The sequence below is a fragment of the Vibrio sp. PBL-C16 genome, assembly GCF_034321865.1.
In the GTDB taxonomy this organism is placed as follows: Bacteria; Pseudomonadota; Gammaproteobacteria; order Enterobacterales; family Vibrionaceae; genus Vibrio; species Vibrio alginolyticus.
The window spans coordinates 1,272,134-1,284,428 of sequence record NZ_JAXLNY010000001.1 but is presented as its reverse complement, the minus strand read 5'-3'; the positions used below and the strand labels follow the sequence as shown (position 1 = coordinate 1,284,428).

At 44.9% G+C, this 12,295-nt stretch carries 8 protein-coding genes; 1 reads left to right on the top strand and 7 read right to left on the bottom strand.

Translation table 11 applies throughout. The annotated features are described in order from the left end of the window. Positions 1–306: 306 nt before the first annotated feature. From UQW94_RS05470 to UQW94_RS05445, 6 genes are all read right to left on the bottom strand, one after another. Positions 307–2,421, bottom strand: coding sequence for a type I secretion system permease/ATPase (locus UQW94_RS05470; RefSeq protein ID WP_005374556.1), 2,115 nt, complete (start codon positions 2,419–2,421; stop codon positions 307–309). Positions 2,422–2,436: 15 nt separating this feature from the next. Then, positions 2,437–4,350, bottom strand: a complete 1,914-nt coding sequence (locus UQW94_RS05465; protein WP_182016056.1) for an EAL domain-containing protein — start codon at positions 4,348–4,350, stop codon at positions 2,437–2,439. Positions 4,351–4,355: 5 nt separating this feature from the next. Beyond that, on the bottom strand, positions 4,356–5,039 hold the full coding sequence (locus UQW94_RS05460) for a transglutaminase-like cysteine peptidase (RefSeq protein WP_005374561.1): 684 nt from the start codon (positions 5,037–5,039) through the stop codon (positions 4,356–4,358). A 114-nt stretch (positions 5,040–5,153) separates the two neighbouring features. Next, a complete protein-coding gene (locus UQW94_RS05455) occupies positions 5,154–6,545 on the bottom strand; it encodes an HlyD family type I secretion periplasmic adaptor subunit (protein ID WP_005374562.1) in 1,392 nt (463 codons plus the stop codon). Between the two features lie 173 nt (positions 6,546–6,718). Continuing rightward, positions 6,719–7,942 (bottom strand): sigma-54-dependent transcriptional regulator, encoded by a 1,224-nt coding sequence (locus UQW94_RS05450; protein WP_064376340.1) that lies wholly within the window; start codon positions 7,940–7,942, stop codon positions 6,719–6,721. Then, positions 7,935–9,809: a sensor histidine kinase gene (locus UQW94_RS05445; RefSeq protein ID WP_225495770.1), complete on the bottom strand. Its 1,875-nt coding sequence runs from the start codon at positions 9,807–9,809 to the stop codon at positions 7,935–7,937. The genes UQW94_RS05450 and UQW94_RS05445 overlap by 8 nt, the downstream gene beginning before the upstream one ends. A gap of 115 nt (positions 9,810–9,924) precedes the next feature. Between UQW94_RS05445 and pdxH the strand changes: the two genes are divergently transcribed. Beyond that, a complete protein-coding gene (gene pdxH / locus UQW94_RS05440; protein WP_005374570.1) occupies positions 9,925–10,560 on the top strand; it encodes a pyridoxamine 5'-phosphate oxidase in 636 nt (211 codons plus the stop codon). A gap of 73 nt (positions 10,561–10,633) precedes the next feature. On the opposite strand, the gene UQW94_RS05435 is transcribed toward pdxH, so the two are convergent. Beyond that, complete coding sequence (locus UQW94_RS05435) at positions 10,634–11,353, bottom strand: PAS domain-containing protein (protein WP_017820063.1); 720 nt, start codon at positions 11,351–11,353, stop codon at positions 10,634–10,636. Positions 11,354–12,295 lie beyond the last annotated feature (942 nt).

Sequence of the window (12,295 nt, the reverse complement as noted above, 5' to 3'; positions counted from 1 at the left end):
GTGATTTTGAAAAGAGCAATCTTTGAGCTGTATCCCATATCCGACATTCTATGACGCTAGTTCCTTATAAACGAGCTGAATATGACTTTTGTCCTGATAACCTAAGGTGTATTAATTGAAATAGCTTTTAGGGCGTTGAAAAATGGAAGAAGATGAAAAGGCGATTATGATTTTATTCGTGATTGTTGGCCTTGTACTCGTTTGGGTCGCGCTTGAAGAACTTAATTATCTCGGGCTCACAATAAAATAAGCCCCGTTAAACACAAGTTAAACGGGGCCCTTGTCTTTTATCAATGTGAATTCAGGCTAGCTAACCGCACGCACTTTGCCTTGTTTCAAATCGTTCAGCACTTGCGCTTTAGGACCATCTGCAATGATGCTGCCTTTTTCCATCACAATTACGCGATCAACGATGTCGAGCATAGACGTTTTATGCGTAATCAGAATCAGCGTTTCACTAGGTTTCAACTGTGCTAATTGATGCTTAATGTGCATCTCTGAGCGGTTATCCATCGCACTGGTTGGTTCATCCATGAGTAGAACAGGAGGACGACCCAAAAATGCACGAGCGATCGTGACTGCTTGACGTTGACCACCCGAAAGCATTGCACCACCTTCACCAACTTGGCGTTCTAAGCCCGCTGGGTCAGATTGCGTAAACGCAGTAACACCGGCACGATTCGCTGCGTCTAGTACGTCACGGTCATCGGTTAATGGGCGACCTAGCGTAATGTTGTCGCGGATAGAACCAAAGAACAGATTCGAATCTTGCGGCACACAACCAATATTACGGCGAATGTCGACATGATGCAGTTGTGCGATGTCGGTATCATCAATGCGAACATGACCTTCCGTCGGCTGATACAAGCCCATGATGAGACGCTCTAACGTGGTTTTACCCGAACCGATACGGCCTATGATCGCTACTTTTTCGCCTGGGTTAATGGTCAAGCTCAAATCTCGAATCGACGCCACCGGTGAATCTGGGTAGTGGAAGGTCACGCGTTCAAGTTCAATTTTGCCTTGTACTATTGGACGGTGAATGTAACGTTTACCTTCTTCTTGTTCATCCGGCATTTCCATGACTTGATTGATAATTGTCATAGAAGACTTCGCTTGGTTGTAGCGCGTAGAGAGTAAGGATAACTGAACCAAAGGACCTATCGCGCGGCCGCTAAGCATGGTTGCGGCAATCAAACCACCCATGGTTAAGTCGCCCTCTGCAATCAAGTAAACGCCTAGGATGATCATCCCTACGTTACTACTTTGCTGCACAAAACCTGCTGCGTTTTGAATGCTATCCGTAATTCGGCGGCTTTTTATATTCCAGTTCGCCATGTGCGCAACTGCCTCTTCCCAGCGGTATTGGAATTGGCTTTGCGCACTGAGCATTTTTACGGTTTCTAACCCAGCCAAGCTCTCTATCAAATTGGCATATTTTTGCGATGCTAGGCGTGAACCCTCCTCAATGGAGCGGCGCAGCGGCCCTTGTATCAGTAGCGAGTGAATAATCAAAATGACCACGCCCACCATCGGTACATACACAAGATCGCCAGCCATTAGCCATATAATCACTAAGAACAAAATGGCAAAAGGCAAATCAATGAGAGCACTGACGGTCGCTGAAGTAAAAAACTCTCGAATAGATTCGAATTCTTGTAAATGGCGAGCGAAGGCACCGACCGAAGGCGGCTTCGATTCCATTCTAATCCCCATCACTTTGCTGAACAGTTTGGATGAAATCAGAATGTCAGACTTCTTGCCCGCCACATCAATGAAGTAATTTCTCAGCGACTTGAGAATGAAGTCGAACAGGAACACGACAAAGATGCCACTTGCTAGTACCCATAGGGTTTCAAACGCAAGATTCGGAACCACTTTGTCGTACACCAAGCGAGTGAATAGCGGAGCGGCAACCGCAAAGAGGTTGATGAGAAGTGATGCGATTAAAACATCACGGTAGATGCGTTTTGACTGCCACAAGGTGGACCAGAACCAGTGGCCTTCGTTGGTTTTGAGCACTTCGGGAGAGCGCTCATCGAAACGGAATTGCTTTTTAACTAAAAAGTACCGACCAGTGTATTGCTCAAGTAGGTCTTCTAATGGAATAGAGATCGGCACCATTCCACTTTCTAGGGTGGTGACTTCGGCCTCGCGTTTCTCCATATTGATGCTGTTGAGAACGCAAGAGTCACCGCCTTTAAGAACTAAGATTGCCGGCAGAATTAGGCTGGAGATGCTCTCCAGCTCTGCGCGGTTTTCCTTGGCAACCAATCCGGCCCTTTCCGCTGCTCTTGGTAGCAAAAATGGGGTCAGTTTACCGTCAGATAGCGGTAGTCCGTTGACTAGCGCTTCTGGCGAGTTAGCTAACCCATAGTAACGGCTAACGTAGATGAGCGAATTCAGTAAAGGGTCTTTCATCGTTGATAAACCTTTTTATTCCTTGTCGACGATGAATCCTTGGAATACCTCAACAAAGTGTTCAGTGAGGAAATCCAACTGGATTTGAGTTTCGATACGCGATGCGATAGTCGTAATACCAAGGTTGTGGGCAGTACGAGAGATCGACGTTAGCGTGAATTTCTGTTTTTCGTCGTGCAAGTTGTGTGTGAATAGGTAATCGAGCTTCACATAGTTCGGGCGGAACTCTTGGATGTATTCCAAAGATTGGAAGTTACGTCCGTAGTTATCTACGCCGAACTCAGCACCTGATTGGCGAATGGCATTACATAACAGTGCTGCGTGGTGAGGCTGATCGATAAAGCATTCCTCTGGAATTTCAAAGTGTAGCTTAGAGGCGACTTTGGCGTGTTTTTCCAGCATGCTAGTTGTCCAGCGAATAAACGATGGTTGAGACAAGCTGCTTTGCGCGATGTTAATCGCGACTGGGTCATTAAGTTCACCACTTTCTAGCATCTTAATCATTGATTCAATGACATACTGGTCAAAGATGTTGGTGGCGTCTAACTGTTCTAGTGCGAATAGGTATTGATTCGCACGATACGTTTCACCATCTTTTTCGATGCTTGAAAATACTTCGTTGTGGAATACTTTACCCCATGTGTTTTTCGCAGCTTGGAAACGGAATTTAACCCAATCACTATGAATGGCTTCTTCAACCAACGCTTTCCATTGCTGTTTACCCATCAAACTAGAAGGTGTATCACTGCCAATGAAGCCGTATGGCTTGTCTGGTTGCGCTTTGGCTTTCGATAGTGCGTTGTCCACCATCGAGAGGATTTCAGAGCGCGTTTTCTGATCTTTGCTGTGTGCAACCCCTAGTGACGCTTTAGGTTTTGCTAAGCCTGTTGGGTCAGTATTTAGGCCGTTCACACAATTGACGATGCTGTCCGATAAAATGCGTAACTCGCTCTCATCCATATGAGGGAAAAGCAAACCGAACTCATCACTAGATAAGCGAGCAATAGTGGCACCCGGTACATCAATGGTGTTTTTCAAACGTTGAGACAGTTCTTTAACGTGGGCATCTGCGCGTTGGTAATCTTTGGTCTCGTAAATGTCCCCAATGTATTCAGCATGGAGTAGCGCGATACCCCCTTGCGTTTGCTCTGCAAGCCATTGGTCGATTTGGTTGATGTAGAATGAGCGGTTACCCAATTTAGATATAGGATCGAGGTAAGCCTGAGCACGCAGACGTTGCGCCTCTTTGGCTTGCTCTTTGAATGATAGCTCGATTTGAGCAGACATCATGTTAATGCCATCTACCACCGCGATAAGATCTTTGGTTCTTGGACGAGCAAGCGGTTCACCAAATTGGTTATTCGCGATTTCATGCATTTTATTCACGATGGCCGTTAACGGCTTTAGCGAGCGACGTAGGATATATGAAATTGCCACTAAACCAGCCAGAAAAATGACACTGAATACAGACAGCAACCCAATAAAACCTTGCCAGAGCTGCTCGTAAGCTGCGCCTGGGTGGCTAATGATTTCTACTTCGGCGAGCTGCATCCAACCACTGGTCACAACACGCTTATCGTGAATCGCTTTAAATAGATTCATGTCGATAAACCATTGTGGCACCGTACTTGGTTTAACTGGGTAGGTACGCACGATCTGGTAGTCAGAATCTAATGCTGTAAGACGAACAACGGAGTAGGTGCTGCCGTCAAACAGAGCATTAATCACGGACTCAACCGCGACTTTATCTTTGTCCTTTAGGTAAGGAGCCAGTGCCAAACCTACGGTGTTAATAGTGTTGTTGACCTCTGAACGTTGCTGTTGCTCCAAGCTGTCTCGAGTCGTGTTGAATTGGATTACGAATACTGATGCCAACAAGAGTATAAAGACCGTAACCATCCCCACCACAAGCTTCTTATATAGGGTCATGTTTCTCACTCGTCATAGTTAATTTTAGGTTTATTTAACTGCAACTTACGTTCGCGCGAGCGTAAGTCATTCCAAAGGCTCAACCGTGATGCTTTCCCTGCCAGCTCTCCAGTGCTAGCAGATGACTTCATCAACCACAGGTTTGTACCATTAAAACTGTATATCGGTAGCAAGTCGCTACGCTTAGAGGCTCGGACAATGTCAGGATTGATATTATCGAGAATGAGCGGCTCAGAACTTGGGGTAGGGTAGTAAGCTAATACCATGTGAAACTGATTCAGTTCGATGGCTTTTACGTATATTAAGCGCATCTTTGAATCTGGTATTCCTAGCTCGAGTAAAGAGAAGTACTTAGCAATAGTGAAATCTTCACAGTCTCCTGCGTTACTCCCTAAAAATTCGAGTGGCGTAGCCCAATAATCTGTCTTTCCCCACAGTTTTATGTCGTCAACGAAATACAGCTGATTAAAAAAGTCGTTAACGCCAGCGAGCTGTTCATGAGTCTCTAATTGTTTAAATAAGTCGAGGTTCTTTCGCCATGTATTTACGCGCAATCCCGCACGTTCGCCGTACACCGCTGTGACCGTATTGACCCATCGTTGTTCTTTACTGTTCAGCGCACCAAGTTGGAACGACAAACAACTTAAGCTGATTAATAATGTAACTTTACGCTGCAAATTGGATCGCATATTCGACTCGTATCACAAGTATACTCTTCTAGAGAGTTCGTCAGTGAGAAATAAGTGCTTTTTATTTAATCACTTATCGCTCAATACTCTCTATCGCGAGTATCTTAATGTGGTTTACTCCTTCAAGGCGTTAGTTTTGGCACTTAAGATAGGCTTAAGTAGATACTCCAAAACGGTTCGCTTCCCTGTGATGATATCGACCGATGCTGTCATTCCTGGAATGATTGGTAAATCTGCATCTTGACCAAAGTTTGTTTTTTCGGTGCGTACACGAACAATGTAGAAGCTGTTGCCTTCTTCATCTTGAGTGGTATCCGCGCTGATATGTTCCAACTCACCCTCTAAACCGCCGTACTTTGTGAAGTCGTAAGCTGTAAACTTCACGATAGCATGAAGATCTGGGCGTAAAAATGCGATGTCTTTTGGCGCAATTTTCGCCTCTACCAATAGTGTGTCTTCTGTTGGTACGATCTCGACGATATCCATACCAGGTTGGATAACACCACCGACAGTATTGATGTTCAGTGTTTTGATTTTGCCTGTTACTGGCGAATTCACAACCGTTCGGTTTACTCTATCTTCCAAGCCCACCGCTGATTCAACCAAAGCAGATAATTGGTCTTGGGCGCTGTTGAGTTTCTCTTGCTGTTCAGAGCGGAATTTGAGTGCAACATCAATACGGTTGAGCATGGATTCTCGAATCGCTGATTGCAATACGGGAATCTTGAGCTCACTGGACGTCATTTCACGACGGGTATCGTTGACTTGGCGCTGTAATTTGAGCAGTTCAATACGAGGAACAACGCCCTCGTCTGCCAAAGGTTTGGTGATATCGAGTTCTTTTTTCGCGTATTGGTAGCTTTGACGCAAGTTCCTTACTCGTGCTTGGATCTCTACCAAGTCCTGCTGCTTTTGCTGCACTTGTTGGTCAATAACAGAAAGTTGGTTGCGCAAATTATCTAGATCTTCGCGATATTCTGCTTTTTGACGCTGTGTGAGTTGAGGTCGAGTCTCTTCCAAGGTTGGTGGGAAGGTCAGTTTACCGTAATCAAGTAGTACACTTTGACGCCAGTTTTCCGTTTCAAAATCACGATTAACGGCAACACTGTTAATAGAAGCGGATAGTTGCAGCACAGATGCGGTAAGGTTGGCAACTTGTTGCTCACGTTCACGAAAATCTGAGCGAAAGCGGGTGTCATCAATAAGCAGTAACTGTTGGCCTTTTTCAACCAACTGACCTTCTTTGACCAAGATTTCTTTGACTAAGCCACCTTCTAAGTTTTGGACTACTTGTATCTGTGAGGAGGGAATCACTTTGCCTTGACCAACCGTGACTTTGTCGATTTCAGCCCAAGATGCCCAACCTATTGCTGCAATGAAAAATAGCACCATAACCCAGAGCATAAAACGCGCGCTGTTGGGGGTATTGAGGAGCAATGCTGCAGTTTTGTCATCAACAAAATCCAACTCTTCATCGTTGAGTTTGTTGTAGTTATCTCGGCTCATCACAGTCCCTGCTTATATAATTACGGATTATCTTTTTGATCTTATTATTATTAACCGATCATGTCAGCATGCTCGGCTAATAAAATATGAGAAGAGGGTTATTCTCTCTTCAAATGAGCTTTCTTACACTTTCTAAATCAAACAAAAGCATAATTAGCGCCGGAGTATAGCTATTACGCCTTGAACTTGGCTTTATCCAACTGATGTTTTTTTAGTTTGTCGTACAAGGTTTTGCGTGATACCTGTAATTCTAGTTGAACCTCTTTGAGTCTGCCGCGATGTCTTTGCAATGCATCGAATAACAAGCAATATTCAAAGTATTCTGTGCGCTGAGTCATACTCTGAATTTCAAGACTTTTCTCACTGTTCCAATCTTCCATTCTAAAAGTATCTGGCTTGAGGGCACGAAGTTCAGCAAATTGGCGTAGCTGCTTAACGTTTTCTGGCCACTCGAGACTGGTGAGGTGTTTGACCTCTTCTAGGCTGATATGTGGCGGCTGTAACTGATATCGACTCGCTGTGTGGCGCACAAAGTGCTTGTATAAAGGCCCTATATCTTCCTTTCTTTCATCGAGCGTCGGTAAGTGAATTAGAGTCGCCAGGGATTTTAGAGGTGGCTCGGCTTGGGTGGTCGCGCCAAAAACACGTTCAAGTTTCGGGTGCTTGAACAAGTATTCCCATTGTTCAAATGATACATGCTCTGCGCTATGTAAGTACAAACTGCAGTGGCGTTTTCCTTCACTTAAGCGGTGTATGGCTTTGTCGAGAGCTTCTAATGAAAACTCATAAAGGTCTTCACCAGAAGCGGCGATTAACTCACTATCCGGTGTTGCATGTATGTCGTGGGCGAATTGTGCAGCGAGTCGCCGACCCGTACCATCTTGACCTACAAAAATGAGCGGCTGGCTTGTAGGCGCACTGATCAAGGCGCGACGAATACTAACCATGGCCTTACTGTGACCAATCATTTTCGGACCAACATGAGTTTGCATGTCGAGCTCTTTCTTAAGCCAGATGTTTTCTTGCAACAAGTTCAGTTTATCGCTGGCATTGTTGAGCGATTTCATGAGCTGTTCCGTTGAAAACGGTTTTTCTAGAAAGTCGTACGCGCCGCTTTTCATCGCATCTACCGCGGTTTTCACATCTCCATGTCCAGTAAGTACGATGAATTGAAAGTGATCGTTTTTGCTTCGCAAAGTTCGCATAAACTCCAAGCCATCCATCACGGGCATATGGATATCGGTAATGATAATCGCAGGTGTATTTGAGTCGATTACGCGTAAGGCTTCTACTGCGTTTGGTAAGCAGGTGACGTCTATCCCTTCAATCAGCAGGGCTTGAGACACGGCATCACGAATGTGTGGTTCGTCATCAACAAAGAAAACTGGGTTATTCATGGTCGTTTTCCACTTCTGGGGTACGTTTATTCTGATTGACTATTGGTAGCGTCACGATAAAGGTCATCCCTCCTGCTTGTTGTTCTGTGTTCTGATGTTTATAGGCACAGAGGGAGCCGTGATAGCTCTCTATAATCCGCTTGGAGATTGTTAAACCTAATCCAAGACCCTCCGGCTTAGTCGTAAAAAATGGGTCGAACACTTTTGCTAGGGCTTCGTCTGACATCCCTGGTCCGTTATCGGAAACAAGAATGTCGCAACTGTCATCATGACACTGAACAGCAATGGATATTTGCGGATCGATACAGTGGTTTTCCATCGCTTGTGCCGCGTTGTGGAAGAGATTGATCAGCACTTGTTCTAATTCAACGCTGTGAATGGCCAGCTTCACATCATAGTCGATGGCCGGAACTTTTAGTGTTACTCCTTGCTTAATAAGCTTGTTGCTCAAAATGCTGGTGGCAGTATGTACCGCGTCGTGCAGTACTGAGATTTCATTGTGTGAATCGTGCGTGGCTTTCCGAGTAAAGACTTTTAAGCGGGCAATGACTTCCGAAATGGTGTCATTAAGTGTCAGCATTTTGCCCAAATTGTCGGCGACCATTGGGTATTTTTCCATTGCCAACAAACGCTGCGAGTTTTCGGTATAGGTTCTTAGTGCGGAAAGTGGCTGATTTATCTCATGATTAATACTGGCTGATAGCTCGCCCAACAGTGCCAATTTCGCGGCTTGCGTCAGCTCTTGTTGTGTTTGTTTAAGCTCTTGTTGGCTTTGTTCATATTGGCGGATGGTCTGTTGTAGCTTTTGGTTGGCTTCACTCAGAACTAGTGTCCGTTGCACTACTTTTTCTTCTAGGCTCACATTGAGATGGGCAAGGCGTGCTTTGTTAACTAGGGTTTGGAACCACGCTAACGCAATTAGAGCAATGAGCGCATATAAGATCAGGAAGACGATATCGGCCTGTAAAACGGCGGCAAGAACGCTGTTGTGGTTAATTAAGGCAACGACGCGAAACCCTTTATCCAATAAGTGTGTTGCGTATGCGAGGTAATTCGGTGATAGAAGCAATTGATTGTCATCAAACTCCGTGACACCACTGTGTGCCGTTAACTCACCAAAATATTCGGGTAAGGTATCGCCATATTGACGCGTTTCGGTAAGTTCATTTATTGCACTCGATGACAGTGGGAAAAGTGCACGATAGCGCCAGTCTGGTAAATTGCTCATAAACACGACATTGTGTTTATCTGTAATGAGTACGTCAGTCGTGGTTTGCGAAAGGCGCTGTTCTAATTGCTCCAAATTCACTTTTACTGTGATCACGCCAACGACTTCCTCATTTACCCACAGCGGAGATGAGAAGAAGTACCCACGTTTATTCGAGCGCACGCCTAATCCAACGTATTGAGCGGGCTCACCGCGTCGCGCATTTTTAAAATAGGGGCGATAGCTAAAGCTAGAGCCAACAAACGTATCTTCTTGCTGAAAGTTACTTGAGGCTATGACTAACCCGGTACGGTCATGAACGTAAATCGTATCGGCCAAACTTTGCTTCAACCAATCTGATAACAGTAGGTTGAGCTCTTGAGAGGGCGTTCCGCGCTCGACTGCTTTGAGTAGTCTTGGGTCGTGACTTAATAGGTTTGGTATCTGTTCAAACTTTGCCAGTTCGTAGTCCACTTCTTGTGATACTTGCGCGGCTTGTATCTCTAGCTTTTGTTGCCATTGATCATGTTGGTATTGAGTTGCGTAATGATGAGTAAGCGCAAGCCCTGAAATGCCGACGGCACACAGTAGCAGTAAAAAATGACGTAGGGCTTTGGGGTTGAGTAAGTTCACGATCGGCTCACTGGTTTTTTGTGTCATGGTATCAAATGACGCACTGTGATGCTGTGAGCGGCAACGATAACAAGCACAATGATGTCCTTGTATTTCCTCAGTATCGGGAGCACAATCGACAAAAACGAGTGAAGGAGTAAAGATGGAACTTGCTGATATTCGTCGTGAGTACACCAAAGGTGGGCTGCGTCGTAAAGATTTGAAAGCTGATCCTATTGATCAATTTAATCTGTGGCTAGAGCAAGCAGTTGAAGCGGGTTTAACGGACCCGACTGCGATGACAGTTGCAACGGTTGATGAAAATGGCATGCCGTTTCAACGCATTGTTCTATTGAAAAACGTCGACAAAGATGGTTTTGTGTTTTACACCAACCTAGGCAGTCGCAAGGCCCAGCAGCTAGAGCATAACAGCAATATTAGTTTGCACTTCCCTTGGCATCCGTTAGAGCGCCAAGTTCATATTACTGGTGTGGCTGAAAAGCTTACCGCCGTAGAGAATATGAAATACTTTACTTCTCGTCCTAAAGAGAGCCAGTTGGCCGCAATCGCGAGCAAACAAAGTAGCCGTATTTCTGCCAGAGGTGTGTTGGAAGGTAAGTTTTTAGAGCTAAAACAGAAGTTTGCTAAGGGTGAAATACCAGTACCAACCTTTTGGGGTGGCTTTCGCGTAAAACCAAAGAGCATCGAATTTTGGCAAGGTGGCGAACATCGCCTTCACGATCGTTTTCTTTTCTCCCAGCATGATGGAAGTTGGGACATTGATCGTTTAGCGCCATAGGCTTATGGTCCCTCATGAATAAACAAACACCGCCGAATTGGGGCGGTGTTTTTGTAGGTGGAAGCGATGTGAATTATCGCTCTCCATTCAACACAACCGATAATTGATGCTTAAGCAGGGTTTTGGGTACAACAGAGCCGTAGCCTGCTTCCATTGCTTTATCTATTAGCTCGTTCTTGCTGTTCGCTGCAAACTTATTACGTAAGCGTGCGACGTGACCTTCAACGGTTTTTGTTGATATGCCCATGACCTGAGAGATAAATTGAGGCTTTTTGCCATAGAGCAAGAGGAAAAGCGTTTCTTGCTCGCGGCATGTGAGCTTCTCTGGTTTTGGTTGTAAGTCAGAAAAACGAAAGATGGATTGTTGATTTGGGTTGGTACTGATTGCACGACAAACCCAATACCCGACTTCAATCACGGCGGTGTCGGTGAGTTCCCTTCCGTAGAAAATGGTGCCTACAATGTCGCCTTTGTCATCTCGCCACGGTGTTTTAGTAAATATATGTGCTCGCCAGCGGCCATCTGGATAAGGGTGGATATCCAGAATTTTTAGTGACTCGCCAGTTTCGAGAACGTGTTTATCTTGGCGTTGAAATTCTTGCGCGCATTCAGTGGTTGGGCTGGCCATATCAAAATCAGTTTTACCCAAGCACTCCTCGGGCGACGTGTGCCCTAACAGTTCTGCGTATTCCTGGTTTACGTATAGGAATACCGAATCTTTATCTTTGCATCCCCAACAACCTGGTAGCTGTTTAAGGAGGGATTGTTCTATGGTATCGACTGAAATATTCACAAAAGGACTCACTACATACTGCTTTTACCAATACAGAGACGTCCGTGTTACATGGCTCGTATTGATGTTGCCAAGTAGGCAGTTACGTTGCTAGAACACGTTCGTTGATTGGCGCTCAATCCAATTAAATTCATGGTGTTCGATGTTTTCGTCAGGTAGTCATAGACAACGACGAAATGGAACGAAGAGTTTAATTGGGAAAATGGTCTGTTTCATTACAGATATGTGCGCTCACGGATGTCCGCCTAATGTTCGGCTTACAACTCGTATCGTCCTTGATCATGCTTCCTACAACTCAGTTGTAATGTGTTTGACTTTCATATCACTTGTGAGCGAAAGAGCAGCACCTAAGCATATGAGAGGGACAGTGAGACAAAAGCTATGATATCAGCTTATGCCATTGTTTTCATTGTTGAGAAGCGAAAAAAAAGCCAGCCTGAAGACGGGCTGGCAACACAAGATATAATCTTGTCGACGTGTAGAAGAGGTTCTAAATTACCTAGCGAGGGTCTGCTAAGTAAGTTAGAGGTATCAATGAGATACCGAGAGCTTTAGATCGTATGCATCTTAAAGCTCGATAACTAATGTATTGAATCAGAGGCATATTAGTAAGGGGGGAAATCCCTCTATGTTGAGCTTAAGAGTGGGTTTCGATCCGTTTCAGGGGCGACTTATCTAATATGGAGCACGGTGTTTTACAAAATAACAGATTGTTCGGTAATAAGGATCTTTACATTGATTGATTATGTATACGTAAGGTGTTGCCTATATATCCGTTTTTGTTAATAAAATTGGTTGCTCACTGACCGTAAATTAACCTCGCATGATCATCGTTCCGGAACTATGATCATGTAAATGAACTTGATCATGCTGGTTTGATCTTGTCGATTGAGTTGGGTAAAAGTTGCAACCCAACAAAGAAGGTATATGATGCGAAGACGT